The 26,486-nt window shown below is 63.7% G+C and carries 22 protein-coding genes; 7 read left to right on the top strand and 15 right to left on the bottom strand.

The features are described from left to right. Nucleotides 1–35 precede the first annotated feature (35 nt). Complete coding sequence (locus tag BLIN9172_RS09555) at nt 36–1,352, bottom strand: DUF445 domain-containing protein (protein WP_101554861.1); 1,317 nt, start codon at nt 1,350–1,352, stop codon at nt 36–38. 228 nt (nt 1,353–1,580) lie between these two features. On the opposite strand from BLIN9172_RS09555, the gene BLIN9172_RS09550 reads away from it, so the two are divergent. The 3 genes from BLIN9172_RS09550 (at nt 1,581) to argE (ending at nt 4,483) form a co-directional block, all read left to right on the top strand. Next, nucleotides 1,581–2,021, top strand: a complete 441-nt coding sequence (locus BLIN9172_RS09550; protein ID WP_101554860.1) for a hypothetical protein — start codon at nt 1,581–1,583, stop codon at nt 2,019–2,021. Between the two features lie 59 nt (nt 2,022–2,080). After that, entirely contained in the window at nt 2,081–2,941 is an 861-nt protein-coding gene (locus BLIN9172_RS09545; protein ID WP_101554859.1) for a class I SAM-dependent DNA methyltransferase, read from the top strand. A gap of 366 nt (nt 2,942–3,307) precedes the next feature. Beyond that, a complete protein-coding gene (gene argE / locus BLIN9172_RS09540) occupies nt 3,308–4,483 on the top strand; it encodes an acetylornithine deacetylase (RefSeq protein WP_240812035.1) in 1,176 nt (391 codons plus the stop codon). A 23-nt stretch (nt 4,484–4,506) separates the two neighbouring features. Here the strand turns inward: argE and BLIN9172_RS09535 are convergent, their stop codons facing one another. Beyond that, nucleotides 4,507–5,142: a DUF1345 domain-containing protein gene (locus BLIN9172_RS09535; protein WP_101554857.1), complete on the bottom strand. Its 636-nt coding sequence runs from the start codon at nt 5,140–5,142 to the stop codon at nt 4,507–4,509. Between the two features lie 216 nt (nt 5,143–5,358). Between BLIN9172_RS09535 and BLIN9172_RS09530 the strand changes: the two genes are divergently transcribed. Beyond that, nucleotides 5,359–5,910, top strand: a complete 552-nt coding sequence (locus tag BLIN9172_RS09530) for a DUF488 domain-containing protein (RefSeq protein ID WP_240812034.1) — start codon at nt 5,359–5,361, stop codon at nt 5,908–5,910. A 40-nt stretch (nt 5,911–5,950) separates the two neighbouring features. Here BLIN9172_RS09530 and BLIN9172_RS09525 read toward each other — a convergent pair whose 3' ends face one another. From BLIN9172_RS09525 to BLIN9172_RS09465, 13 genes are all read right to left on the bottom strand, one after another. Further along, complete coding sequence (locus BLIN9172_RS09525) at nt 5,951–7,756, bottom strand: ABC transporter family substrate-binding protein (protein ID WP_101554935.1); 1,806 nt, start codon at nt 7,754–7,756, stop codon at nt 5,951–5,953. A 52-nt stretch (nt 7,757–7,808) separates the two neighbouring features. Next, nucleotides 7,809–8,666, bottom strand: coding sequence for a PfkB family carbohydrate kinase (locus BLIN9172_RS09520; RefSeq protein WP_101554855.1), 858 nt, complete (start codon nt 8,664–8,666; stop codon nt 7,809–7,811). 93 nt (nt 8,667–8,759) lie between these two features. After that, nucleotides 8,760–9,764 carry an SIS domain-containing protein gene (locus tag BLIN9172_RS09515; RefSeq protein ID WP_170286884.1) on the bottom strand — a complete coding sequence of 335 codons (1,005 nt, stop codon included), beginning with the start codon at nt 9,762–9,764 and terminating at the stop codon, nt 8,760–8,762. A 231-nt stretch (nt 9,765–9,995) separates the two neighbouring features. Continuing rightward, nucleotides 9,996–10,709 (bottom strand): GntR family transcriptional regulator, encoded by a 714-nt coding sequence (locus BLIN9172_RS09510; protein ID WP_170286883.1) that lies wholly within the window; start codon nt 10,707–10,709, stop codon nt 9,996–9,998. A 285-nt stretch (nt 10,710–10,994) separates the two neighbouring features. Then, nucleotides 10,995–11,453 (bottom strand): 50S ribosomal protein L9, encoded by a 459-nt coding sequence (rplI, locus tag BLIN9172_RS09505; protein ID WP_025779605.1) that lies wholly within the window; start codon nt 11,451–11,453, stop codon nt 10,995–10,997. 16 nt (nt 11,454–11,469) lie between these two features. Continuing rightward, nucleotides 11,470–11,709 (bottom strand): 30S ribosomal protein S18, encoded by a 240-nt coding sequence (rpsR, locus tag BLIN9172_RS09500; protein ID WP_025779604.1) that lies wholly within the window; start codon nt 11,707–11,709, stop codon nt 11,470–11,472. Between the two features lie 47 nt (nt 11,710–11,756). Further along, nucleotides 11,757–12,374 (bottom strand): single-stranded DNA-binding protein, encoded by a 618-nt coding sequence (locus tag BLIN9172_RS09495; RefSeq protein WP_101554852.1) that lies wholly within the window; start codon nt 12,372–12,374, stop codon nt 11,757–11,759. A 34-nt stretch (nt 12,375–12,408) separates the two neighbouring features. Beyond that, the gene (gene rpsF / locus BLIN9172_RS09490; RefSeq protein ID WP_025779601.1) at nt 12,409–12,699 is read right to left on the bottom strand and encodes a 30S ribosomal protein S6; all 291 of its coding nucleotides are present in this window, start codon (nt 12,697–12,699) and stop codon (nt 12,409–12,411) included. Between the two features lie 108 nt (nt 12,700–12,807). After that, on the bottom strand, nt 12,808–14,262 hold the full coding sequence (locus BLIN9172_RS09485) for a glycosyltransferase family protein (protein ID WP_180956962.1): 1,455 nt from the start codon (nt 14,260–14,262) through the stop codon (nt 12,808–12,810). 12 nt (nt 14,263–14,274) lie between these two features. Then, a complete protein-coding gene (locus tag BLIN9172_RS09480; RefSeq protein ID WP_240812032.1) occupies nt 14,275–16,638 on the bottom strand; it encodes a transglycosylase domain-containing protein in 2,364 nt (787 codons plus the stop codon). Between the two features lie 281 nt (nt 16,639–16,919). After that, complete coding sequence (locus tag BLIN9172_RS09475) at nt 16,920–18,626, bottom strand: AMP-binding protein (protein ID WP_101554851.1); 1,707 nt, start codon at nt 18,624–18,626, stop codon at nt 16,920–16,922. A 232-nt stretch (nt 18,627–18,858) separates the two neighbouring features. Then, on the bottom strand, nt 18,859–20,220 hold the full coding sequence (locus BLIN9172_RS09470) for a choice-of-anchor L domain-containing protein (RefSeq protein ID WP_101554850.1): 1,362 nt from the start codon (nt 20,218–20,220) through the stop codon (nt 18,859–18,861). Nucleotides 20,221–20,462: 242 nt separating this feature from the next. Beyond that, a complete protein-coding gene (locus BLIN9172_RS09465; protein ID WP_101554849.1) occupies nt 20,463–21,938 on the bottom strand; it encodes a CCA tRNA nucleotidyltransferase in 1,476 nt (491 codons plus the stop codon). A gap of 140 nt (nt 21,939–22,078) precedes the next feature. On the opposite strand from BLIN9172_RS09465, the gene BLIN9172_RS09460 reads away from it, so the two are divergent. The 3 genes from BLIN9172_RS09460 to murJ are packed head-to-tail and all read left to right on the top strand — an operon-like array spanning nt 22,079 to nt 26,481. Continuing rightward, nucleotides 22,079–22,567, top strand: coding sequence for an NUDIX domain-containing protein (locus BLIN9172_RS09460; protein ID WP_101554848.1), 489 nt, complete (start codon nt 22,079–22,081; stop codon nt 22,565–22,567). Then, on the top strand, nt 22,564–24,858 hold the full coding sequence (locus tag BLIN9172_RS09455) for a DUF6049 family protein (RefSeq protein ID WP_240812031.1): 2,295 nt from the start codon (nt 22,564–22,566) through the stop codon (nt 24,856–24,858). The genes BLIN9172_RS09460 and BLIN9172_RS09455 overlap by 4 nt, the downstream gene beginning before the upstream one ends. Before the next feature lie 3 nt (nt 24,859–24,861). After that, nucleotides 24,862–26,481: a murein biosynthesis integral membrane protein MurJ gene (murJ, locus tag BLIN9172_RS09450; protein ID WP_101554847.1), complete on the top strand. Its 1,620-nt coding sequence runs from the start codon at nt 24,862–24,864 to the stop codon at nt 26,479–26,481. The last annotated feature ends 5 nt before the right edge of the window (nt 26,482–26,486 follow it).

The following is a 26,486-nucleotide window of genomic DNA, read 5'->3' as shown; positions in this document are numbered from 1 at the left end:
GAGGACCGGGCAACCTCGGTGCGGGTCTGCCGATCTCACCCCGGCAGGAGCACGATGACGGTGTGGATCACGAGGCCGACCAGCGCGCCGATGACGGTGCCGTTGATGCGGATGTACTGGAGGTCGCGGCCGACGTAGAGTTCGATGCGCTCGGCGGCTTCCTTCGCGTCCCAGCGTTCGATGGTGTCGGAGATGACGCTGGCGATCTCTGGGCCGAAGCTCTCGGCCAGGTCACCGGCAGTGGTGGCGATCCGGTCATCGATGCGGCGGGAGAAGTCCGAGTCCGCCTGCAGCCGTTCGGCGAATTCGCCGATGAGCTGCCAGATGCGGGCACGGACTTCGCCGCTTTCGTCGATGATGGCTTCGCGCAGCAGCTGTTTGAGTGATACCCAGATCTCGAGCACCGAATCGACGACCCCGTCCTGACTGAGCAGGTCGTTGATGATCTCCTCGGCACGCTGGGACAGAGATGAGTCGGATTCGAGGTCGTCGGAGAGGTCGACCAGCCAGGCGTCGAGGGCCTGACGGGCCTTGTGGTATTCGTTGTCGCGGACGTCGGCGACCCAGCCGAGGACTTCGCGCTGCAGCCGGTTCGCAAGCTGTTCGTTGACGAAATCGGGCACCCAGGACGGGGCCCGATTGTGGACGATCTCGTCGATCACCTGCGGGTTGTCACGCAGCCAGGAATAGGCCTCGGCGACGATGAGGTCGACGAGCTTGTGGTGGGCACCGTCGAGCACGATCTGGCGCAGCAGCTGCGCGAGCACGGGCGTCTTCCTTGTGGCTACGAGCCGCGGGATGATGACGTTCCTGGTCAGCGCCTTGATGGAATCGTCATCGATGCGCGCGAGCACATATTCGAGGCCTCCTGCGGCACGGTCGACGACGATGTCTCGGTTGGCGGGTTTGGCCAGCCAACTCCCGGCTCGGTGGGAGATCTCGGCGGATCGGATCTTCGTCGACACCGCCTCGGCGTGGAGGAAGTTCGCGGCCACGAAGGCCGACAGACTCGCACCGAGCGTGTCCTTCTTGCGCGGGATGATCGCGGTGTGCGGGATCGGCAGCCCGAGAGGGTGCCGGAAGAGGGCGGTGACGGCGAACCAGTCGGCGATCGCGCCGATCATCGCCGCCTCCGAGGCGCGGGAGACGAACCCCCAGACGCCGGTGTTGTCGGTGAACAGGTGGGTGGAGAGGAAGATGAGGGTGGCGAGGATGAGCAGTGAGAGCGCGAGCGTGCGCATCTTCTTCAGCCCGCGAGCGCGTTCTTGATCCTCCGGCGTCAGCTCGGCCGGCCCGCCGGTTCCGCCGCCGGCGCCGAAGCGCGGCACGGATGGTGTCTTCTCGATCGACATCGTTACCCCCTGCTCCACGACTTTAGCGAAACCCTGCGGCTGCACACGCATCCGCAGACGGGTTCGCACCTGGGAATTCGGCGGGGAGTCCGAGCGCCGGCCACATAACGCACCGTTGACCGCACAACGCCCCGTTACCGACATAGCGCCCCGTTGCACCGGGTGGTTGAGCCGCTGCCTGTAGGAGAAGAGCTCCCCGCGCGCCGTCAATCGGGTTAAAGTGCCACCATGGCCCGCCCCTTGACCGCCCGAGAACACAGTGTCGCGCTGTTCATCATCCGTTGTGCCACGACCTCTCCCGACGAATCGGACTACGCGAACTTCACTTCTCAGCAGCGAGACGCCTGGGACCCGCCGGTGCCGATCACGGCCGAACAGAGACGGACCTGGGAGAACAGTCTCGGCGAGGTGCTGGTGACGAGTGAATGTGGTTGCGGCATCTGCCCGAGCATCGGCATGCGCCCCAGACATCGCACCGACGATGACAAACGCAACGACCAAGGCGGCGACGGGGACTGGTCGGATCGCATCGTCCTCACTGCCGGTGTATCCGGGGCGATGCTCCTGCTCTTCATCGACGACGACATTCCCAGCTATCTCGAGTTGGCCCCGATCGATGACGATGCGAGCTTCGCGGAGTTCCCCGAGCCTGAGTCGATCAGTATCTGATCAGAATCTCCAACTCGCCGAGGCGGCTCCGAGCCGCCGATGAACGCTAGGCTCGGTGGATGGAGTATTTCGAGGATCGTGAGCGGGCGGAATCCTTCGGCGAGGTGGCCCGAGACTACGACGCCTACCGGCCGAAGTATCCTGCCCCACTCATCACGGAGATCATGCAGGCGGCCAGGGCGACCGCCGAGTCTCGCACGGGCGACCCGCGCATCCTCGACGTCGGTTCGGGCACCGGCATCCTCGCCTCTCAGCTCAGGGACGCAGGGGCTGAGATCCTCGCGGTCGAACCGGTCACCGCGATGGCACAGGTCGCCAGGTCCAAGGGCCTCGAAGTGGAGATCTCGACGTTCGAGGAGTGGGAGGCACACGGCCGCATGTTCGACCTCATCAGCTTCGGACAGTCCTTCCACTGGGTGGACCCGATTGCTGCTCTACCGCGAATCCGCACCTTGCTCGAACCCGCGGGAAAACTGGCCCTGGCCTGGAACGATATCGAACCGAAGGGTGAGTTCCGCGACCGGCTCGATGCGATCTCCGCTCGTTTCCACGCCGAGGGCACGACCGCGAGTCTGGGTGCTGCACCGAATCCGAGGACTGCTGCGGACCCGAGCACGCCAGCGGATCCGAGCACGCCAGCGGGCCCGGGCACGGCAGAGACCGCGGGCAACTTCGAAGCTGTCGAGCATCCGGCCCTCACACAGCTGCGCGCCTCCGGTTTCACGCCGCACGAATCCGTTTTCGCCGAAGACCTCTGGTATTCGAGGCACAATTGGCTGTCGATGCTGTTCACCTACTCGGCTCAGCTGACGATGGATCCGGTGAAGCGAGCGGTCATGCGCGAAGAGCTGTCGGCCGAAATCCCTGACGACGGACTCGAAGCACGAAATGAAGCCCTGGTGATCCTCGCTGGGGTCTGAAGGTCTCCCGCTCGCACGCCCGACACACCCCCTGCCAGGGGCTGAGCATCCCTCACCGTTCCCGCCACGCCGGACTCTTACCGCCACAACGCACCGGTGCAACGGGAGGCTGTGCGGCTGCCGAGGCGTTGTGGGGCTGGCGGGAGGTTGTGACGCTGGCGGTCCAGCATGCTCCGCGTCCAGGCACCGGGCCGGGGTGCTCCGCGTCCAGGCACTGGGCCGGTGGCGCGGTGGCGAAGCCCGACCCGTAGAGTGAGAGGGGTCTGGTCACCGCTGTCCTGCGCCGGGGGCCGCACGGGCTCTGCGCCACAGACTCAGCGAGACGACCGGATCGACGCCATCAGCATCCGACCGTCAGGAGCAGTCGTGCCAGCTCAGCCCGCCGAGGCCACCATCTCCGAGATCACCGATCTCATCACGTTCGACACGACGAGCCGGGACTCGAACCTCCCGCTCATCGAGCACGTCGAAGCCCGCCTCGAAGCCGCCGGCATCACCTTCCTGCGGATCCCGAATCCCGAGGGCACGAAGGCCAACCTGCTCGCCACCATCCCGGCGGGCGACGGCACGAAGACCGGCGGAGTCGTCCTCTCCGGTCACACCGATGTCGTCCCCGTCGACGGCCAGGACTGGTCGAGCGATCCCTTCACCCCTGAGATCCGCGACGGGAAGCTCTATGCGCGCGGCAGTGCGGACATGAAGTCCTTCGTCGGCGTCATCCTCTCCCGCCTCGAGACCCTGGCGGCCGCGAAGCTGCGCGAACCAATCCACCTCGCCTTCTCCTATGACGAAGAGATCGGATGCGTCGGTGCGGTGTCCCTCGTCGAAGCGATCACCGAGGCGCAGCTGGCACCTCGCGGCTGCGTCGTCGGCGAACCCACGAGCATGCGCGTCATCCGCGGTCACAAGTCGATGAACGTCTTCCGCGTCGACTTCCACGGTGTGGCCGCTCACTCCTCGCTCACTCCCGAAGGCGTCAACGCCATCGCCTACGCCTCCGAGTTCGTCGCCTTCGTCCACGCGGTCGCCGCCGAATTCCGCACCGAGGGACCCTTCGACGAGGCCTATGTCGTGCCGTTCACCTCGATCACGGCGAACACGTTCAGCGGCGGCATCGCCGTCAATACGATCCCCGCCGAGGCGAGCGTGCAGTTCGAGTTCAGATCCCTGGGCTCGGTCGATCGGGAAGAGCTCATCACCCGTTTCCGCGCCGAAGCCGAGCGCCTGGGTCGCCAGATGGCGGCCGAGAACGACACCGCCGGCGTCGACTTCACCATCGAAGCCGGTGCCCCCGGCTGCGAGACCCCCGCCGATGCCGACATCGTCGACCTCGCCGCGAACTGGGGCGGCATCGCCACCGATGACAAGGTCACCTACGGCACCGAGGCGGGGCTGTTCTCGAACGCGGGCATCCCGACCGTCGTCTGCGGGCCCGGAGACATCGCCCAGGCGCACGCTCCCGATGAGTTCATCGAACTCGAGCAGATCGCCGCCTGCGAATCCTTCATCGACGCCCTCATCGCCGATCTCAGCACCGACTGAGCTCCCCGACGCCTCCCGCGGACTCAGTCGATGAACACTCCCACGACGAGGTTGATCGCCGTGGCGAGGATGACGGCGTTGAAGATGTAGGACAGGAGGCTGTGGCGCAGCACCACGGCCCGGATCTCGGTGGTCGACACACTCGTATCGGGCACTCCGAGGGACATGCCCACGGAGAACCCGAAGTAGAGGAAGTCCTGATATCTCGGCGGGACATCCGTGTTGAAGTCGATGCCCGCCGGCTCGTCACCGTCGAAGTATAAGAAGGCGTACCGGGCGGAGTAGAGCAGCTGCAGGCCGGCCCAGGACATGAACACACCGAGGAGGGCGATCGCCGCCGGCAGGGGTCCGGCATCGGATCCTCCCATGATGAGCAGACCGACGATGCCGCCGATGCCCAGCAGCTGGGCGACGGTGACGACGACCTCGTCGATGATGGGCCGGAAGTCCTCCCGCTTCGCATTCGCTTGAGTCGCCTCGGCGTCCATGGGCCACAGCACTGCCGTGCCCGGGATGACGAAGGTCGTGGTGACAACGGTGATCCCGACGAGTGTCGCGAATGCGGCGGCTTCGACCAGCGCGATGACGACGCCGACGACGAGACCGAGGACGATCGAGGCGACCAATCGGTTGCCAGCGCTGATGAACAGCCTGTTCATGGACTCTCCGTTCGCTCATGCCGGTGATCGGCGGGCCACCCTTCCACTGTTGCACACCGGCCCGTCGGTCGGAAGCGAGGACCCCGAGGTACCTGGTTCCCTTCGGTCGACCTTCGTGTTTGGATGGGAACACAGCCATCGAAGTCGAGGAGGCAGCATGGGATCCGAATTCAACGTCGGTGATCACGTGGGATGGAACTCGGAAGCGGGCAAGAAGTGACGGTCGAGCCCAAGGCCGCGCAGTTCCTCACCATCGGGCATTCCAACCGTTCACTGAACGAGTTCACCGAGCTGCTCGACGAGGCCGGAGCCGAGGTCGTCGTCGACGTCCGCAAACTGCCAGGGTCGAACAGGAACCCCCAGTTCAACGCGGATGCCCTGGCCACTGAACTCTTTGAAGCAGGTATCGACCTGCGTCGCCTCGAGAACCTGACGGGACGTCGACCGGTCAGCCGCACCGTGCCCTTCGAGGTCAACGGGTGGTGGCAGAACCGCAGCTTCCATAACTATGCCGATCACTGCCTCTCACCCGGCTTCCACACCGATGTCGAGACACTCATCGGCTGGGGCGAGTCCGCGCGCTGCGTGCTCATGTGCTCCGAGGCGGTCTGGTGGCGCTGCCATCGCCGGATCATCGCCGACCATCTGCTCGCCCGCGGGCTCGAGGTTGCCCATGTGCTCGGCCCGGGCCACATTGATGAAGCGAGGCTCAGTGCGGGGGCGGTGGTCGATGAGGATGCGCGCGTGACCTACCCGAGCAGCGGTTAAGAGGCCGCGTCCAAGCGGTGATCCTCACTTCGCCTTGAGGCTACTGAACCGTCCAGTCCCAATAGTTCCAGAACATCGTCGGCGAGACCGCTGTGTTCTCCACCCCGCTCACCCGATCGGAGTAGATCGTCATCTCCGGATGCTGGAACAGCGGAAGCCCGAAACCGTCGTCGAGCAGCTGTCGCTCGACCTGGCCCAGGATCTCCTCCTGTTTCGCCGGATCGAGTTCGGCCTGGAGACTGTCGAGCAGAGAGTCGATCCGCGGACTGCTGTAGTGCCCGTAGTTGTTCTGTTGACCCGTGCGATAGTTCTGATCGGGGTCGGTGACGCCCTTGGTCGTCGGCTGCCAGGCGAAGATGGCAGTATCGTAGCTGCCGTCGCCCATCCGTGTTCCCCAGTTGGCATCCGCCTCGTCGATGATCTCGAATCCGGCCTTCTCCGCCTGTTCCTTGATCAGCGTGAACTCCTGCTCGCGGCGCTGGTTGACTTCATCGTAGAGGATCCGCACCTTCGGTGAGGAGACGCCGGCCTCATCGAGCAGCTTCTTGGCGGACTCGATATCAGCACCGGAGTACTCATCACTGCCGTTGGCTGCGGCGACGCCCTCGTACATCGGGGAGCCCGGCACCTGGGTGTAGGAGTTGCGGACCACGGCGGACTCCTGCTGCGGCTTGATGATCGTGTCGACGATCTGCTGTCGCGGCACCGTTTTGAGGAAGGCCTGTCGCACCTTGAGTGCTGTGTCCTCGTCACCGCCGTAGGAGGCCGGGTCGAAGGCACCATTGTTGCCATAGCTCAGGTCAATGTGTTCGTCGGAGGCACCGTCTCCCATGTCGACCGTGACACCGTCGAGTGCCTCAGCCGCCTTGCGCACGTCCGTTGTGGCCTGCGGCTGTATGACATCGACTTCGCCGTTCTCGACTCCCTGCACCGCCCCCATCGCGTCGGCGATATAGCGGACGGTCACCCGATCGACTCCCACCTCGGTCGGACCGGTGTAGTTCTCATCCTTCTCCAGGGTGAGGAACTGCCCCTCGGTGTAGTCGGTCATCGCATAGGGCCCGTTGTGGACGAGCAGATCCTCGTCCTCGGGCATCGAGGTGAAGTCGAAGCCGGTGTTGTAGACGTTGGAGATCTTCGACAGTGCGGCCGTGTCCTCTGACTTCAACGCCGCCAGGAGAGCCTGCTTCGCCTCTTGGGGATCCTCGATCCCCAGGGCCTTCTTCGCGGTGATATGGGCGGGCACGCCGACGCCTTCGGTTCCGAAGCCGAGTTCCAATCGCCAATCGGCGTACTGCTTCGAATAGGTGAAGGTCACTTCCTTCCCGTCGTCGGAGATCTCCGGAAAGTCTTCGATGAGAGCGGCCCCCGGGCGCGCTGCGTCGAAATAGACGGTGGACTCGTCGTTCTCGGCGACCTCGCCCTCTTCGTTCGCGTTCTCATCGACCGTGTTGAAGTGGGTGGATTTCGCCGCCCACTGCAGGACGAGATCGGCGGCATCGACCGGAGTCCCATCCGACCAGTCGGCATCCTCACTGAACGTGTACTTGACCTTGAGCGGATCATCGGAGATCTTCTCGACCGTTCCGAGGTGTCCGTCCTGGACGGCGAGTTCGTCGTCGTAGTATCCGAAATTGTCATTCATCATGTAGATGATGATCGAGTTGGCCACGGCGGCTCCATTGGCCGTGGAGTTGTTCATGCTTCTCAGCGGCTCATTCCACCCGATGTTGAGCATGCTCTGCTCGGAAGCGCTGTCGCCGCCACCGCCGGGAGGCGTGCACGCAGTGAGGACGATCGCCAGCGCTGTGGCTGCGGCACCGATCGCCGGGACTCGTCTGTTCATGTTGATCACCTGGTTCTCCATTAAAGTCGTCGGTCAACGTCGTGCTGAGGTTTCAGACGGGGTTGCGCAGGAGTGCGGCCATCTCGTCTCGGGTCGCCGGCAGTGGATGGCCGAAGGCACCGCGGAAGCCGCACGCCTCGGCGCCCGACCGAGCGCCCGAACGCAGTGCCGTCCGAAGGTCCGATTCGCGCTGCCAGGAATGGAGGAATCCGGAGATGAATCCGTCACCGGCACCGAGGGCGTCGACCAGTTCCGCTTCATCGCTCGGCTGATGATGCGCCTCCTCCCTGGTATAGCCGTAGGCCCCTTCGACCCCGGCAGTGAGGATGACTGTCGTCGCACCGAAGTCGAAGCACGTCCGGACGAACTCCTCGCGCTGGGGCTCCGACATGTCACTGGCGGAGAAGAATGCGCATTCGATGTGTTCGAGGATGGACAGGTCGACGTCACGGGTGCCGGGCGCAGAGAAGTCGTAGGCCACTCGCGTCCGCGCCGCCAGGGCCGGAATCTGAGGATCCAGTCCTGCGTAGACCGAGGTGTGGACGAAGTCGTAGTCATCGACGAGTTCGAGATCATCCTCGTTGAGGCGAAGACTCACCTCGGCCTGGACGCCTCCCCGGTTCGTCGCCGCGAACACGCGATCTCCGTCCGCGGAAATATCGACCAGGGTCCGTCCGGTCTCTCCGACGACTCGGCGTGACCGAGAGACGTCCACGCCCAGTGCCGAAGAGACATCGGTGATGTGATCGCTGTAGCGATCGGTACCCAGCAGTCCGATGAATCCCGCCGGCGAAGAGTGCAGCAGCCGGTGGTAGACGGCCACATTGAGCGCATTTCCACCCGGATACGCCAGCAGGTCATCTCGGTAGACGTCGACGACCACATTGCCTATTCCCAGTAGTCCCGGCATGATTGGCTGCTCCTCTTCCCGGCGATGACGGCGGACTCGCCGTGGTTCGCCTGATGTGTCCGGCGCCGAACCTCTGCCCGGCCCCTCAAGGGTTCAGTATTCGGTCCTCCACATATAGCGGCGCACCGTCATCGGGTGCCCCCGGTGGTCGGACAGGGCGTCGGCATACACCCTCAGCAGCGGCCCGAAGACCAATTGCGTGTAGGAGGGTCGGAGTGCTGCGTCGATTCGCGACAGATCCCACTCCTCGGCGTCGAGGGTGAGCACGTGCTCGGAGGTCCGAGTCACGAAGTCGTGTGCCCGCTGATCGATCTCACGGCTGGGCCCCAGACCCAGAAGTTCGATGAAGGGCACGTCGTCTTCGGTGATCTCGAACGGTCCATGGAAGTATTCGGCCGAATGGATGGCCTGGGAGTGCACCCACAGCATCTCCTGCAGGAAGCAGATGGCGAAAGCATAGGACTGGCCGTAGTTCGGCCCTGAGCCGAGGGTGTAGATGAGCGCTTCTCGACGATGGGCCTTGGCCCAGACATCTGCCGGTCCGCCGTGTTCCTTCTGGAGCTGCGCGACGATCCCGTCGAGTTCGGCGGCTGCCGCGGAGGCACGGGCAGACCATTCTGTTCCTTCCAGCTCATCGATGATCGCCCAGGACAGTCGGTAGAGCAGCGGGGAGGCCGAATACGCGTACAGCCTGCCCTCCCCGTGCTGATAGTAGATGGCGAATTCGGCCGCCTCGTCGAGTGGGGACCCGCCGAGGTTCGTCAGGGCGATCGTCGTCGCCCCCGCTTCTCGCGCAACCGATGTGGCCCTCACCGTCTCCGGAGTATCGCCCGAATGGGAGCAGGAGATCACCAGGCTGTGTTCGCCGAGCGCCTTCGGCATCCGGGTGGTGAACTCCCGCGCGTTGAGTGCGTGGACGGCCACCCGACCGGTCTCGGTCTCCAACAGGTGTTCGATCGGAAGCATGTTCGCAAAGGATCCCCCACATGCCACGAGATAGACGTTGGCGAAACGGTCCTTGGCCTTCACAGCCTCGATGGCGCTGGCGAGCTGAGCTTCGATCGTATCGACACTGTTCCTGTTGACGTCGGCCGTCATGTGATCCTCATTCGTTGTTGACATCCGTGATGCGTTTAAAACTACCACCTCTCTATGACGTCTGCATACGTCTCTATGATGTTTGTGACCGTTTCGTGACCTAATGAGGTTTCTGGGCTCGCGGTTCTCAGGTTCTGCGCGACGTCGGCATGGCGGTGGGCGCCGCGGATGGACGTGAAGGAGCTTGAAAGTGCTCATGGGAATCTCCCGATGGGAGGCTCGATTCGGAAGTCAGTCCGTGCTGAAGGAGATGTGGACGAGGGAGGGATCGACCAACAGAGTCGACAGCGCGATCGGCGTTCCGGCCTCGGCGAGGATGACCTTGTCGATCACGATCAGCGGGTCACCGGGCGACACCTTGAGGATCCGTGCCTCCTCCGTCGCCGCGCTCCGAGCGCTGATGGTTCCGGTCGACGTGATCGGACCGTGGCCATAGACCTCCTGCAGTACGCCGAAGGTGGAGACATCATCGTCGATGTGGTCGAGAAATCCTGGAAGCAGGTCCAGCGGATACCGTGTCGTGTCATAGGCGATGGCCGTATCCCCATCGAGGAGAAGCCTGCGCAGACCGATGATGGGGCCTCCGGGACCGATCCGCAGCTGTTCGGCCACCTCAGCTGTGGCGTCCTCGGAGAACTTCTCCAACACTCTGCGACGCGGGGCATCCTTGAACTTGCCGGCATCGGATCCGAAACTGCCCAGGGTCATCAGCGTTGCGTCGTACGCCGTGCGAGTGACGAAGGTCCCACGCCCGGGCACCTTGGTCACGAATCCCGACTGAGCCAGCTCTTCGACTGCCCGTCGCAGGGTGATGCGGGAGACCTCGTATTCCGTCTGCAGCTCCGGTTCGGGCGGCAGAGGCTCACCATCCGTGAACTCACCGGACTGGATTCGCGAGCGAAGGTCGTTGCGGACCTTCGCATACAGCGGAAGCGACGATCTCACCCACATACCTCCGTGACTCGATTCCGCCGTGCGCCGACTTCGGCGCCACCGATCAGTATATCGACACGAACCGATTCTTCACCGAGGTCGGATCACACCGAGCCGAACGGTTCGACGTCGATGAGCGGTTCTCTCATCCGCTCCTCGCGACCGACCTCGCGAATCTCAGGTCCTGACAGACGCCTCGAGGCGGCACCTGTCTCAGGTACCGCCTCGGCGGTGGTGTGCTGTTGCGGTCCCTCAGGGTCCGCTCAGCACGTCCGAATCATCCGGACAAGGCGTGGATCAGGCCTTGCCGATGACCTCGAACTTGATCTTCGCGGTGATCTCGTCGCCGACGCGCACAACAGCGTTGTAGCTGCCGGGGGTCTTGACGTGACCGGTCAGGGCGACCTGACGGCGATCGAAGTCGCGTCCGGTCGCGGTCTGCAGGGCCTCGGCCACGAGGGCGGGGGTGACGGCGCCGAAGAGGCGACCGTTCTTACCGGCCTTCATGTCGATGCGAGCCGTGGTCGACTCGAGTTCGCCCTTGACCTTGATGGCTTCATCGTGATCAGCGATCTGCTTGGCCTGACGGGCCTTGCGCAGAGACTCGATGTGCTTCTCAGCGCCGGCGGACCAGGCCGAAGCCCAGCCACGAGGCAGAAGCAGGTTGCGTGCGTATCCGGCACGAACCTCGACGACATCGCCGGCGGCACCGAGTCCGTCGACTTCCTGGTTCAGAATCACTTTGCGGTTAGGCATTATTCTTTCCCTCCGATCAGCGAGCTGAGCTCGAGTAGGGCAGAAGTGCCATCTCGCGGGCGTTCTTGACGGCCTTTGCGATGACGCGCTGTTCCTGCACGGTCACACCGGTGACGCGACGTGCACGGATCTTGCCGCGGTCGGAAATGAACTTACGGAGCGTAGCGGTGTCCTTGTAGTGGATGTTCGCCGCTTCGCCCTTCTTGAGCGGATTAGCCTTCTTCTTGATAGGCTTCCGGATCTCTGGCTTTGCCATGAGTATCTCCTGTTGACGATTGTCTCGAAATGTCTTGACGACGTGGATCAGAACGGTGGTTCATCGGCGCCGGGGTTGCCCCAGCCGCCGTTCCCGCTCTGCGGGTTCGATGATGCCCACGGGTCATTGGCGGGTGCGTTGTTGCCGCCCTGGCTGTAACCGCCCTGGCGCTGTCCACCCTGCTGAGGGTTGTTGCCCCAACCGGAGGACTGCTGGTTGCCGAAGCCGCCCTGCTGGCCGCCTCCGCCCTGGCCTCCTCCACCGAAGCCGCCGCCACCGCCGAAATTTCCTCCGCCGCTGGGGTTGTTCTTCGTCACCTGAGCGGTGGCGCGTCGCAGGCTGGGGCCGACTTCGTCGACGTCCAGCTCCATGACCGTGCGCTTCTCGCCTTCCTTGGTTTCGAAGGACCGGGACTTCAGTCGGCCCTGAACGATGACCCGCGTACCGCGCTGCAGAGATTCGGCGACGTTCTCTCCCATTTCACGCCATACCGAGCAGCGCAGGAACAGGGTCTCCCCGTCCTTGAACTCGTTGGCCTGACGGTCGAAGATACGCGGCGTCGAGGCCACGGTGAAGTTAGCGACTGCCGCACCGTTAGGTGTGAAGCGCAGTTCGGGATCGCTGGTGAGGTTCCCGACGACCGTGATGACTGTTTCGCCTGCCATTGAATCTCCTAGAAGCGAGGTAGCTTAAGATGCCTTACTTGGCGTCCGGGCGGAGGATCTTCGTGCGCAGAACGGACTCGTTGAGTCCGAGCTGACGATCGAGTTCCTTGGTCGTTGCAGGCTCGGCGTGGAAATCAACCACGACGTAGTAGCCTTCGGACTTCTTCTGGATCTCGTACGCGAAGCGACGACGTCCCCAGATATCCACGTTGTCGACGGTGCCGTTCTCAGCCGGGACAACCTTGATCAGGTTGTTCACGGTGTCAGCCAGCGTCCGCTCTTCGAGGTCGTTATCAAGAATGAGCATGAGCTCGTACTTGCGCATAGGTCACCCACCTCCTCTGGTCTTTGCGGCCATGGTCGGTCCATGGCAGGAGGGTATATGCATGTCCGTCCCGAATACGTGATGGTCACGAAATGGGAACAGACCTCACTAGTCTAATCGACCGGTGCGCTGGCTGTCATGTCCGAATCCGTGCTCTTCCTTACGTCCCACGGCCTGATCATCCGGGTACCCCACATTGGAACCATCCGTGGCCGAGTTCCCGGGTTCGTCCCCTCGCCGAGGGAGCTGTCCCCAATCGTCGACAGCGCCGTCGTCGACTGCGCCGTCGTCGCCTCGCCGGGGCGGCGCTGCAGTGACCGTGACACCGCGGATACCACGGCGGTAGAGGTTCTCACCGGCCATGATCACGACGAGGACGAGGGCCAGCAGCCGCAGCAGGGTGAACAGGGCGACGAAAGTGGAGTCGAGCCCCTCGTCGGCTTCGAACCCGGACACATCACCGAGTTGGATGGCGATGGCGAAGACCGCCTCGGCCAGGGTCCAGACGATGAGCACCCACCAGCGGCGGACCGACAGGGCGATGAAGGGCAGCAGCCACAGACTGTCCCAAGGCATGAGGCCCGGTGCCAGCAGCAGGCAGCCGCCGATGAGCAGGCAGGCGGCCACTGCCGGGTCGAGGCCGGTGCGGCGGACCATGTAGAGGGAGACGGTGACGGCGAGGACCACTCCGGCGCTGACGATGATCCACAGCGGTGCCCAGACGGAGCCGTCGCCGAGTTCGGCCATGACCAGGATCGAGGCGAAGGATCCGCCGTCGACGGCATCGGAGTACCAATGGATGATCCGGTCGATCGCGGTCAGGTCGACAACGAGCAGCAGCGCCGAGGTGATCGTGGCCGCGGCGAGCATCATCCGCGGATTGCGGGATTTGAGTCCCCGGGCCGGATTCGGTCCGGCCAGGGTCAGCGCCAGGAGGACGAGGAGGGCGAGCGGATTGATGAACGTCGGGATGCCCAGCAGCACACCGGCCAACCACCCGCGCGGGCGCAGCGGAGGCGTTCCGACGAAGAGGACCACAGCCCACACCGCCAGGGCCAGGGCGAGCGGGTCGAGAGTCGAGCCGAGCGTGAAGAGGATGAGCGGGGAAGCGAAGACCGCGACCAGCCACCCGCGGAAGCGGGCGAGAACGAGGAGTCCGGCGCCGAGTGCCGCGATGCCTGCGGTATTGAGCAGGAGCACGCCGACCATGAACACGGAGACGTCGTCGGTGAACAGGTGGAACAGGTCGACCAGGCGAGCTTCCAGCGGGGCCAAGGCCGCCGCTCCGCCGTGTGCCCGGCCGAGCACCTCGGGGTTGGTGTCACCGAGGAACGCCGTGGACAGGGGTCCTGCGCACATCCTCGCCGAGGCGGACGGCTGTTCGTATCCCGAGCTCAGACACGGGCCCTGCAGCGCCAGGGCGAGGAAGGTGGTGATGCCCAGGACCGCAGCCAGCGCTGTGGCCTGCGCACTGGCGAACCGGCGGCCGGCGGCACCGAGGTGAATGCCGACCGGACCGCCGAGCAGAGGCTTGGCGATCCGGGTGCTGGACTTCGAGGGCATGACTCGAGATTACTAGCCGTTGTCACCAGGCGACTTCGTTGGCTTGACGGGGACGTTAGGAGTGTCCTCGTCTTTCGAGTCTTCATTGTCGTTGTCAGTGCTGTTGTCATCATCGGGGTTCGAGCTTCCCGAAACACCGGGAGTTTCGTCGTCTCCGGAGCCGCTGTCATCAGCGTCGGCTTCAGACTCGGTGCCGTCGGTGTCGGCCTCGGCGTCCTCTTCCTTGCCCTTGTCGGCTTCGTCGTCCGGTTCCTTGGTCGGCTCCTCGATCGGAGCCTTGGTCTTCGGAGACTCGTCCTCACCATCGCTGCCGTCGTTGCTGCCCGACGGTGCCTTCGGTTCGGGCTTCGGAGCGACCGGCTCGTTCGTGTTCGTCGGCTTGGGCTTGTCAGGCAGCTCACCGCGGGCCGGGAACTGCTCGACCTCCTCGCCCTGAAGAGCACTCTGCATGTAGTTCGTCCAGACCTGCACGGGGAACGAACCACCCGTGACTTCGCCGCGGCCGCCGTAGGGCCCGATGGCAACAGATTTGCCATCGACCTCACGGTAGAGGACTACCGAGGTCGCGAGGTTCGGCGTGTAGCCGGAGAACCAGGCCGCCTTGTTGTTGTCAGTGGTTCCCGTCTTTCCCGCCGCAGGACGACCGAGGTTCTGCGCATAGCTGCCTGAACCGCCGTTGACGACCTGCTGCAGAGCGTATGAGGTCTCTGCGGCAACTGCCTTGTCGAAGACGCGCTTGCCCTTGTTCTCGGCTTTGTACACCTCCTCGTCATCTGAACCCTGAGTGATCTTCTTGATCGAATGAGATTCGTGATGCACACCGTTGGAGGCGAAGGTCGCGTAGGCGTTGGCCATGTCCAAAGGTTTGACACTGGCCGTTCCGAGCACGATAGAGGGGTGAGCCTCATCAAGTCCCAATGAACACTGACCAGTGTTCCCGGAATTCTTCTGCTCGTCCGTGCAGTTCTGACTCACACCTGCTCGCGTCGCCACGTCGATGACCTTGTCATTGCCGACCTGCAGATCGAGCGCGGCATAGGCCGTGTTGATCGACGACTGTGTGGCCTTGAGCAGGTTGACCGGCCCGTAACTGGTGTTGGCGAAGTTATGCACGTTCCATGGCGAACCGTTGTTGTCCAGAGTCGTGGGACTCGATCCCGGATATGTATCGGTCAGCCGCACTCCGTTCTCCAGCCCGGCGACGAGTGCGAAGGGCTTGAAGGTCGATCCGGGCTGGACGTGGCTCTGCGTCGAGGCATTGAACGCCTGGTCCAGGTAGTTCTTGCCCCCGTAGAAGGCTTCGATTCCGCCGTTGTCCGGATCGATCGAGACAAGCCCGGCCTGCATGCCTTCGGGCTGATCCTGCGGGAGGGTCTTGATGGCCTGCTCGGCCGCCTTCATCCGGTCTTTGTCGAAGGTGGTGACGATGTTGTAGCCACCGCGGTCGAGCTGAGCCTCATCGATGTCGAGCTTCGACAGCGCCTCACGGCGGACGAAGTCCCACATGTAGCCCTTCTGGCCCGACAGCGAAGACTCCTTGTTCTGCTTCTGCACCTTCGGCATCTCGACCTTGGCGGCCTGCTCCTCGGTGATGAAGCCCTCGTCGACCATCGACTTGACCACGTAGTCGAAGCGGTCCTCGTAAGCCTCGGGGTTCTCCGAGGGATCGGCGGCACCGGGACGCTGGATCATCGCGGCCAGCAGAGCGGATTCGCTGACGTTGAGTTCCGAGGCCGGCTTGTCGAAGTAGTTCTGCGCTGCCACTTCGACACCGTAGGAACGACGGCCGAGATAGATCGTGTTGAGGTAGTTCGCGAGGATCTCGTCCTTCGACTGCTGCTGGTCGATCTTGAGCGAGATGAACATCTCCTTGATCTTGCGATCAAGCGAGTGCTCGTTCGTGAGATAGAAGTTCTTCACGTACTGCTGGGTGATCGTCGAACCGCCACCCGCGTACTGGTTCGTGACCACACCGACGACGGCGCGGGAGAGACCCTTGATCGAGATGCCGCGGTTCTCGTAGAACGAGGTGTCCTCGGCGGCGATCGCGGCCTTCTGCATCGGTTCGGAGATCTCGTCGATGTCCACGGACTTGCGGTCCTCGACCTTGTACTGGCCGATCGGCGTCTTGCCGTCGCTGTAGTAGATCGTCGAGGTCTGACCGGTGGCCTCGAGGTTGGGCTCGGGGATGTCCGTTGCGGCATACCCGACGGCGAATGCCACGCACAGGGCGATGACGAGGCTGAGCCCGCCGACGACGAGTATGCGAATGCTCGGCAGGAAGCGAGTCCATCCGCTCACACCCGCTCTGGGGTAGTTGAGCAGATTCTTCGTATTCCTGCCGATGTTCTTGGCTGTGTGTTGTCCCTTAGCCACCCAAGGTCCTCCAGGTCAGTCAGCCTGCCGCAATGCGTGGCGACGAGGTCCGAAAAAGGTCAAAGACGCCAATCAGTCTCGCACGCATTCATTAGTAGAGGTTGAAAAAGTGCTGAGCCTGAGGCCCTGCAGACTTGCCGGGTTACCGAATAGTTCTCCGACTAACCCTGCATTCGGCATCTCACCAGGAATTTTAATTCACGACTTGAGAATCAACTATGACGGATGCGTGTTTGCTCACATTCAACAGTCCACCGGCTTGAACGAGCGCAGCCTCGCCCTCAGCCCTTGAGGTCGAAGTCCGTATCGGCGTACTCGTTGCCCTCGACGACGGGTTTGCCGCTGAACGGATGCAGCTGGTCTTCGCGGGCCCGCAGCTCGACGCGACGGATCTTGCCGGAGATCGTCTTCGGCAGCTCGGCGAACTCTAGGCGTCGGATGCGCTTGTACGGTGCCAGGTGCTCACGGCAGTAGGCGAGGATCGACCGTGCAGTATCGGCATCGGCAGCGAACTTGCTCGACACGACGACATACGCCTTGGGCACAGCCAGTCGCACCGGATCCGGCGAGGGCACAACAGCCGCCTCGGCGACGGCCTCGTGTTCGATGAGCACGCTTTCGAGCTCGAAGGGGGAGAGTCGGTAGTCGCTGGCCTTGAACACATCGTCGGCGCGACCGACATACGTGATGTAGCCGTCCTCATCGCGGGAAGCCACGTCGCCGGTGTGGTAGACACCGCCTTCGAAGGCCTCGGCGGTCTTCTCCGGATTGCTCCAGTACCCGGTGGTCAGACCGATGGGCCGAGGATCGAGGCGCAGGCAGATCTCACCCTCGTCGCCTTCCTCACCGGTCGCCGGGTCGATGAGCACGACATCGAAACCGGGCAGCACCTTGCCCATCGAACCGTATTTGAGCTCCTGATCGGGAGAGTTGCCGATCTGCAGCGTCGACTCGGTCTGGCCGAACCCGTCGCGGATGAGCACGCCCCACTCGCTGTGGACGCGATCGATGATCTCGGGGTTGAGGGGTTCGCCGGCACCGAGGGCCTTCGACGGGGGATTCTTCAAATGGCCCAGGTCGGCCTGGATGAGCATGCGCCACACGGTCGGCGGGGCGCAGAAGCTCGTCACTCCCACGCGGTCCATCGTCTCCATGAGAGCGTTGGCGTCGAAGCGCGAGTAGTTGTACAGGAAGACGCAGGCCTCGGCGATCCACGGGGTGAAGATGTTCGACCAGGCGTGCTTGGCCCACCCGGGCGAGGCGACGTTGAGGTGGACGTCGCCGGGCGTCAGGCCCATCCAGTACATCGTCGAGAGGTGACCCACCGGGTAGGAGACATGCGTGTGGGCGACCATCTTCGCCTTCGAGGTGGTGCCCGAGGTGAAGTAGAGGAGCATCAGGTCATCGGCGCGCGAGCTGCCCTGGGGGTCGAATTCGGTGCTCTCGTCATCGGCGTCGGCATAGCTGTAGTCCTGCTGGCGGGTGGGCTCCCCGCCGACGACGATGCGGACGACTTCGACATCGACGTCATCGAACTTCGCGGCATCCTCGGCGCCGGCGACGACGAACTCGGCCCGACCGCGCTCGGCCCGGTCGGTGAGGTCGATGGGGCCCAGCTGTGTCGTGGCGGGCATGAGCACGGCACCGAGCTTGATGCCGGCGAGCATCGTCTCCCACAGCTCGACCTGGTTGTTCAGCATGACCATGACGTGGTCGCCGCGCTTGACCCCGGCTCGACGGAGATGATTCGCCACCTGGTTCGACCGGGCGGACAGTTCTGCGAAGCTCCACTTGCCCTCGGTTCCGTCCTGCTCGACGATCCACAGGGCGGGCTTGTCGTTGTTCACGGCGATCTTGTCGAACCAGTCGAGCGCGAAGTTGAAGTGCGTGAGACGCGGCCATTCGAACTGTTCGCGGGCGGCATCGTAGTCGCTGCGGAGCTCGATCAGCTGATCTCGGGCTGCCCTGAACTCGTCGGTCACTGTCATTGTGATCTCCTCACGTCATCGGCCACGCCACCGACTGTGTCGTCATGTGATGTCTGGCACATTCGTCTGTGGTGTCGAATCTACCAGTCGGTCTGATCCGACTTCCGCCGGGGTGGGATTTCTTCGGCCGCACACAGATGACAAGGGCATCGGCTCCCGGATTCGTCCGGGGCCGATGCCCTTGTCAGTGACCGTAATGGAGGTCGCTCAGTTCGCTGCCGAGGTCACTCGGTCAGCTCCGACGGTTCCTGCGGGTGAGGAACACTGCAGCACCGCCGAGGAGCAGCAGCAGGCCGGCCGCTCCCATCGTCACCGCGGCGTCCACACCGGTGCGCGGGAGCTCACCGCCGGGAGTCGGTTCGTCCGTGGGCTCATCGCTGGGCTCGTCACTCGGAGTCTCGGTCGGCTCATCGCTGGGTTCATCGCTCGGAGCTTCGGTGGGTTCGTCGGTGGGTTCATCCGTCGGAGCCTCGGTGGGCTCCTCGGCGACCGTGACCGTGACCGTGGCCAGGTTCGAATCGGCGGCTCCATCATTGGCCCGGAAGGTGAAACTCGTCTCGCCGAGGAAGCCCGAGTCGGGGGTGAAGGTGAGATCGGCCCCGGTGCCGGTGAGCGTGCCGTTCGCAGGTTCATCGACGACGGTGTAGCTCAGGGCGTCGCCGTCGACGTCACTGGCATCCAGCGGCGTTTCCACGGGAGTGTCGAGCGTCGTCGTGAAGTCGCTGTCCTCGGCCACCGGAGCAGTGTTCGCCTTGAACGTGCCCTGTTCGATCACGACAGCGGAGTCAAGGATCTCGTCGGAGGTATCGGCGATGGCGAGCTTGATGTGGTTGGCTTCACCGGCCGTGACCGCAGCTGCGCAGACGAGCGGATCGGTGAATCCGTCGAACTCGGTGTCGAACGGGGTGTCGGCCTCCTGGGAATTGTCATTGTAGAGGCCAGCGTTGGATTCGTTGTTGATGGTGTTGACCGTGACCGGGTCACCTGAATCGGTCACGGCGCAGTTCTCACCGTTGACGAAGAAGCCGAAGACATCGTTGAACGAGCTGTCGACGTATTCGTTGTACTCCTCGGAGCCGAACACATAGGTGAAGGCGATCTGATCGGTCTCGGGCACGAAGTCGAATTCGAGCACCGCCGCGTCGTTCGTCGAATTGGGTGAGACGATCGCATCGAGATCGGCATCTCCGGCGGTGCCTGAGATGGTCGACATCGAATCATCGGAATTCGGGCCCAGCAGTGAGGAGTACTCCCCGCTCACGGCTCCCGACGACAGCGCCACACCCGATTCGATGCCGAGGTCGGTGACACCTGAGACCGTGCCGGCAGCAGTATCGGCACCGGTGTAGGTCACGTTCGAAACGTCGACTCCGGAGCCGACGATCTGTTCGACGAGCCCTTCAGCGGTGAGGCCGCCTGTGAGATCGGCGGCGCTCTGGCCCGGGGAGGCCTGGCTGCCGACCTGCTGCTGAGCCGACTGTTCGCGCAGGTCGGCAGGAGCGGCCTGGGCGAAAGAGGCACTCATACCGACGAGAGCCAGAGCGGCTGCCCCCGCGGTGATGGCGACGCGTCCGCGTCTGAATGGTACGTCCATGTACTCTCTCCAAAACGATCAGCGGGGAGACAGAGGTCCCCCCAGTCAACTGGTCATTGCAAAAGGGAAGTTCTCAATTACTACAGCGACAATGCCCATTGTCATCGGCAGATTACCGCCGAATACAGATTACTACGGAAGTACTTTCAGTAACAATTCAGGAACGGCTCTCCACCCCGGTTGACCCTCATCTGAGGCCAACGGCACCGCTCATCTGAGGCCAACGGCCCAGCGAGGGCCCATCACTGTCCGTGGGCTTCCCACCATTCCCGCAGTTCCGCCTCGGCGCGTTCGGGACCGAGCGGTCCGTGCTCCATCCGCAGCTCGAGCAGGTGTTTGTACGCCTTGCCCACCAGCGGCGATGGTTCGATGTCGAGGATCGCCATGATCTGCTTGCCGTCGAGATCCGGACGGATCGCATCGAGCTCCTCCTGTTTCGCCAGGGCTTCGATGCGCTCTTCCAGATCGTCATAGGCGAACGCCAGCCTGTCGGCTTTGCGTTTGTTGCGGGTGGTCACGTCCGCGCGGGTGAGGATGTGCAGCCGCGAGAGCAGCCGCCCGGCATCCGTGACATAGCGGCGCACCGCCGAATCGGACCACCCGGCGTCGCCGTAGCCGTAGAAGCGCAGATGCAGTTCGACGAGGCGACCGACCGCCTTCGTCGTGTCCTTGTCGAAGCGCAGCGCCTTCATCCGCTTGGCCGTGAGCTTCGCACCCACCGCATCGTGATGGTAGAAGGTCACAGCACCACCGGGCTGGAAGCGCCGAGTGGCGGGTTTGCCGACATCGTGCATGAGCGCCGCGAAGCGAACGACGAAGTCCGGCACCCGCAGGCGCTGCGGATCGTCGTCGGCCATTCCGGCCTCCTCTTGGGCCGCGGCATACCGGCCCTCGAGTTCGACGGCCTGACGCAGCACGGTCAGCGAATGCTGGTAGACGTCCTTGTGCCGATGATGCTCGTCGGTCTCGAGCTGCAGTCCGGACACCTCGGGGAGCACATGATCGGCGATGCCGGTGCGCACCAGCAGGTCGATTCCGGCCACCGGGTCGATGCCGGTGATGAGCTTGACGAGTTCGACCTGGACGCGTTCGGCGGAGATGATCTCGATCCGATCGGCCATCGCCGTCATCGCCTCTTCGACCTCAGCCACGGGATCGAGCCCGAGCTGGGAGGTGAACCGAGCCGCGCGCATCATCCGCAGCGGATCATCGGAGAACGAGTCCGCGGCTGCCCCCGGAGTGCGGATGCGACCGGCGATGAGGTCGTCGAATCCCTGATGCGGGTCGACGAAGGTCTTCGAGGGCAGACGGATCGCCATCGCCCCGATCGTGAAGTCGCGGCGGACGAGGTCGGCGTCGAGGTCAGTGCCGAAGGCGACCACCGGTTTGCGCGAATCCTCTTCGTAGGCTTCGGCACGGTAGGTCGTGATCTCGATCTGCACCCCGGACTTCACGGCCCCGATGGTGCCGAATTCGCGCCCGATGTCCCAGTGCGTGTCGACCCAGTCGGCGATCAGGGCCAGGATGTCATCGGGATGCGCGTCGGTGGTGAAATCGAGGTCGGGCATGGACCGGCCGAGCAGCGCGTCGCGGACGGAACCGCCGACGAGGGCGAGTTCGAAACCGGCTGAGGAGAACCTCTGACCCAGCGGGCCGAGGATGTGCTCGAGTTCGTCGAGCTTGTCGTGCAGTCGGTTGTGCGCGGTCTGCGGATCCACCGAGCTCCTTCGGTTCTTCAGATTTCTGCTCTTGCCCAGGGGAACTCACCTCCCGCATCCAGGCGCGAGTTCCGGTCTCCATAAGACTACCGGGAGCAGATGACACGAAACTTCCAAGCTTCGCCTACTAAGGTAGGAGAATGACCACACCGATGCCCAAGCCGGGACCCCGCACGTCCCGCCGCACCACAGTGGAGGAGATCTCCGCCGGTGGCATCGTTGTCGACTTCTCTCACCCGTTGCTGACCGTGGCCGTCATCGCCCGGATCAATCGCGCCGGACGGATCGAATGGTGCCTGCCCAAGGGACATCTCGAGGGAACGGAGACCCCCGCCGAGGCGGCCCGCCGTGAGGTCGAAGAGGAGACCGGGATCACCGGGCAGATCATCTGCCCGCTGGGAACCGTCGACTACTGGTTCACCGTGACCGGAATCCGGATCCACAAACTCGTCCACCATTTCCTGCTGCGCGCACAGTCGGGGACTCTGACCGTGGATAATGATCCTGACCAAGAAGCGATCGATGCGGCGTGGGTGCCCTTCAATGACCTGCGCTCACGACTCTCCTTCGCCAATGAGCGCCGAATCGTCGCCGCCGCCCGACCGATGGTGTCCCGACTGGAGCAGTGAAACCCATTCCCATCCGCCGACTGCGATTCCTCACCGCCCTGCTGAGCACGCTCCTGCTGCTCGCAGGGCCGGTTTTCGCGTACTCGCTGATCACAGCCGCCCCGGCCGCTGCCAGCACCGAGGCGAGCACCGATGCGAACAAGGACGAGGTTTCGATCACCCTCGATGAGGTGACTCCCTGGGTCGATGACAAAGGCACGCTGACCGTGCGGGGAAAGATCTCGAACACGACGACGAAGGCAGTCGAGAAGCCGAGCCTGAGTCTGCAGATGTCGACCCGCAAGCTCGATTCCGAATCCGACTTGAGTTCCTGGAAGCAGGGTCAGGCACGGCACCGCACCGTCGCCGATCTCGACCATGATGGCCCCGAGGCGAGGAAGAAGGCGCAGAAGGACAACGACACCGATGACTCTTCGGGAAGCACCCTCGACACCTCGTTCGACGACACCATCGATCCCGGCGCCACCGCAGAGTTCACGTTCCGTGTGCCCGCCGACGACCTCGATCTGAGCACGTCCTCACCCGTGAGCACGTGGGGGCCACGGGGGCTGGCGGTCCAGCTCGGCGACGACACCGGACTGCGAGCCTCTGCCCTCGGCTTCACCACGTGGTACCCGGAGCCGCAGTTCGATCAGACGAAGATCAGCCTGCTCGCTCCCGTCACCCTGCCCGGCCACTCCGAAGGCGGACTCATCCCCGCCGACAGGCTCGATGCCGCCATCGCCGAAGGCGGCTCGCTCGACATGATCGCGAAGCTGCTGGAACACGAAGAGCTCGCTCTGGCGATCGATCCGCGGGTCATCGTCTCCTTCGAAGCCGCGATTGCCGAATCTCCGTCCGCCGACTCACCGGTCGAGACCGAGGGCCCCGACACGGGCGACGGTGAAGAGACCCAGTCGCCGCCGATCGGGGCGCCCGAGAACGACGACGCCGATTCCAGCGACGCCGAGCTCGAAGCCGCAGAAGACCAGCGCAAGCGTCTCGACTCCTGGTACCAGGACTTCGTGGACTTGGCACAGAAGCACACGGTCGTCGCTCTGCCCTATGGCGATCCCGACCTCAGTGCGCTGCGCGGGACGAAGATCGACCGACTGAGCACCTTCGCTCAGAAGCAGCGCACGATCGTCACAGATGTCTTCCCCGATGCCCGCACGGACATCGCTTGGCCAGTAGCAGGAAGCGCGACGAAGAACGGGCTGCGAGCGCTGAAGAAGTCGGGCAATTCCACCGCGATCATCAGCGATGCTCAGCAGCCCTCGATCACCGGCATCCACGATGATGCGCATTCGCAGACGACGATCACCGATGACGGGGAGTCGACGATCGACACCCTCATCTCCGATTCGAAGCTCACGGACATGAGCGCCGAGGTCATCGCCGAGGACAACCCCGCCGGGCTTCTGTCCGAACTCGTCGCCGAGTCCGCGGTCATCCAATCCGAGGCCCCCTACCGTTCCCGGAGCCTGTTCGTTCCGCTCCCACGCGCGGCCGCCTCGGCGAATTGGGAGCAGACCGTCGAGGAACTGAGCTCGGCACCGTGGATCGCCCCCACCGGGGTCGATGAGATCCTCGACTCCGACTCCGAGGAGCGCGGACTGCTGCGGACGGATTCCGACGCTCCGCACATCCGGAAGAAGGCCGTGAAGTCACTGGCCGAGACCCGGGCGAATCAAGAGGACTTCAACAGCGTCTTCAGCGACCGTGACAGCGCCGATATCCGACTCGACCGCGAGCTTCTCACCTGCACCTCGGCGGCGTGGACCCTGGGCCGGAATGCGAACATCTGCGCCGGTCAGGCCCGTGAGCAGAGCGAGAAGCTCATGGACAGCCTCCGTCTGCGCAAGGGATCGTCCGTCCTCCTCGTCACCGGGGAGAAGACGACGATTCCGGTGACGATCGTCAATGATTCCCCCGCCGAGGCGACCCTGCGGATCAGGATGAAGCCGAAGACCCCGCAGCTGCGAGCGCAGGAGACGGAGACCGTGAAGGTGCCCGCCGCGGAGACGATGCGTGTGGATGTGCCCGTCGAAGGCCTCGCCAACGCCGATGTGCCGACGACGATCGAGATGGTCACCGCCGACGAGGTGGTCCTGCCCGAACAGGAATCACTCATGGTTCGGGTGCGCGCCGATTGGGAGAACATCGGCACCGCTGTGATCGGGTTGGGCCTGGCCGTCGTGTTCGTGATCGGCTTGATCAAGACCATTTCGCGCGGGCGACCGAAGATCCCCGAACAACAGCTGGCCGACGCGATGGCTCGCGCCACGACCGACGAGAACGAAAAGAGGTAGAGCGTGTCCAGCTTCTCATCCCTGGCCCGGTCCTCGGCGATCATGACCGCCGGCACCATGACCTCGCGTGTGCTCGGATTCGTCAAGGCCTCGATGCTGGCCACCGCGATCGGTGTCACCGCAGTCCAGGCCGATGCCTTCGATATCGCGAACAAGGTGCCGAACACGCTGTACATGCTGCTGGCCGGCGGTGTCGTCAACGCCGTGCTCGTCCCGCAGATCGTGCGTGCCTCCAAACGGGACGACGGCGGCGCCGACTTCACGAACCGGCTGCTGACCCTGTCGTTCCTGCTGCTGGCGGGCGTGAGCATCATCGCCACCGCTGCGGCACCGCTGCTCGTCTGGCTCTACTCATCGGGGTGGAGCCACGAACAGCTGGCCCTGGCCACCGCCTTCGCCTTCTGGTGCCTGCCGCAGCTGTTCTTCTACGGTCTCTACACGCTGCTGGGCCAGGTGCTCAATGCGAAGTCGTCGTTCGGCCCCTATATGTGGGCGCCCGTGCTCAACAACGTCGTGGCGATCGCCGGTCTTGCCGCCTTCATCCTCATCTTCGGCACGAACAACGCCTCACCGCACGATCTCGACACATGGACCCCGGACAAGATCGCGCTCATCGCAGGCACGGCCACTCTCGGTGTCGCGGCCCAGGCTCTCATCCTCATCTGGCCACTCAAGCGGATCGGATTCAAGTACAAGCCGACATTCGGGTTCCGCGGGGTCGGTCTCGGCTCGGCCGGCAAGGTCGCGTTCTGGACGTTCTCGGCCATGCTCATCGGCCAGATCGGCTTCCTCGTCGTCTCCCGTGTCGCCTCGGGGGCGTCGATCCCCGGCGACGGAAACGCCTCGAACGCCGCATATACGACCGCCTACCTCGTGTTCATGCTCCCGCATTCGCTCATTGCGGTCTCTCTGGCCACGGCTCTGTTCACCTCCTTGGCCAAGGACGCGGCGAACGATGACACCGAAGCCGTCGTCAACGACTTCTCCATGGGTGTGCGGATGGTCGGGTTCGTCAATTCCTTCGCCGCAGTGGCCTTCATCGTCCTCGCCACCCCGGTCGCGATGATCATCGCCGGTGAGGGTCGGGAACAGGCCACAGCCATCGGTCTGGTCATCATCACAATGGTCTTCGGGCTCATTCCCTTCAGCGCGAACTATCTCGCGCAGAGGGTCTTCTATGCCTACGAGGACGCGAAGACTCCGTTCCTCATCCAGCTGCCGCAGATCATCTTCCAGTCCCTGGCGGTGCTCTCGGCCACGATCTTCCCGAAGTCGGTGACGGTGGCGATCATCGGGCTCGTCATGAGCCTCGGATACCTCATGGCCATGATCATCTCGTTCGCGGTCCTGAAGAAGCGCCTCGGCGCCATCGATCTGCGTGAGATCCTCACGTCGCATCTCAAGTTCCTCCTCGCCGCGATCATTGCCGGTGGGGCAGGTTTCGGTCTGCTCTACTTCTTCCCGGACTTCGCCTTGGCAGGACGCTGGCAGGCGTTCATCACCACGGCCGTCGTCGGCACCGTGATGCTCCTGTTCTTCATCGGAGCTTGTTATTTGCTCAGAGTCAGAGAGTTGCATTCGATAATTGGCGTGGTTGCTGGAAAACTAAGAAAAACAGCCTGAGCCCC

The sequence above is a fragment of the Brevibacterium linens ATCC 9172 genome (assembly GCF_900169165.1).
In the GTDB taxonomy this organism is placed as follows: domain Bacteria; phylum Actinomycetota; class Actinomycetes; order Actinomycetales; family Brevibacteriaceae; genus Brevibacterium; species Brevibacterium linens.
The sequence above is the reverse complement of the archived record's forward strand: the minus strand, read 5'-3'. Positions and strand labels throughout refer to the sequence as shown.

Coding starts and splice junctions, on each gene's coding strand:
- BLIN9172_RS09495 (WP_101554852.1), bottom strand. CDS start 12,374: ATGGCAGGCGAAACAGTCATCACGGTCGTCGGGAACCTCACCAGCGAT.
- BLIN9172_RS09555 (WP_101554861.1), bottom strand. CDS start 1,352: ATGTCGATCGAGAAGACACCATCCGTGCCGCGCTTCGGCGCCGGCGGC.
- BLIN9172_RS09520 (WP_101554855.1), bottom strand. CDS start 8,666: ATGCCGGGACTACTGGGAATAGGCAATGTGGTCGTCGACGTCTACCGA.
- rpsF (WP_025779601.1), bottom strand. CDS start 12,699: ATGCGCAAGTACGAGCTCATGCTCATTCTTGATAACGACCTCGAAGAG.
- rpsR (WP_025779604.1), bottom strand. CDS start 11,709: ATGGCAAAGCCAGAGATCCGGAAGCCTATCAAGAAGAAGGCTAATCCG.
- BLIN9172_RS09485 (WP_180956962.1), bottom strand. CDS start 14,262: ATGCCCTCGAAGTCCAGCACCCGGATCGCCAAGCCTCTGCTCGGCGGT.
- BLIN9172_RS09470 (WP_101554850.1), bottom strand. CDS start 20,220: ATGGACGTACCATTCAGACGCGGACGCGTCGCCATCACCGCGGGGGCA.
- BLIN9172_RS09460 (WP_101554848.1), top strand. CDS start 22,079: ATGACCACACCGATGCCCAAGCCGGGACCCCGCACGTCCCGCCGCACC.
- BLIN9172_RS09525 (WP_101554935.1), bottom strand. CDS start 7,756: ATGAACAGACGAGTCCCGGCGATCGGTGCCGCAGCCACAGCGCTGGCG.
- BLIN9172_RS09515 (WP_170286884.1), bottom strand. CDS start 9,764: ATGACGGCCGACGTCAACAGGAACAGTGTCGATACGATCGAAGCTCAG.
- BLIN9172_RS09535 (WP_101554857.1), bottom strand. CDS start 5,142: ATGAACAGGCTGTTCATCAGCGCTGGCAACCGATTGGTCGCCTCGATC.
- BLIN9172_RS09545 (WP_101554859.1), top strand. CDS start 2,081: ATGGAGTATTTCGAGGATCGTGAGCGGGCGGAATCCTTCGGCGAGGTG.
- rplI (WP_025779605.1), bottom strand. CDS start 11,453: ATGCCTAACCGCAAAGTGATTCTGAACCAGGAAGTCGACGGACTCGGT.
- BLIN9172_RS09475 (WP_101554851.1), bottom strand. CDS start 18,626: ATGACAGTGACCGACGAGTTCAGGGCAGCCCGAGATCAGCTGATCGAG.
- BLIN9172_RS09550 (WP_101554860.1), top strand. CDS start 1,581: ATGGCCCGCCCCTTGACCGCCCGAGAACACAGTGTCGCGCTGTTCATC.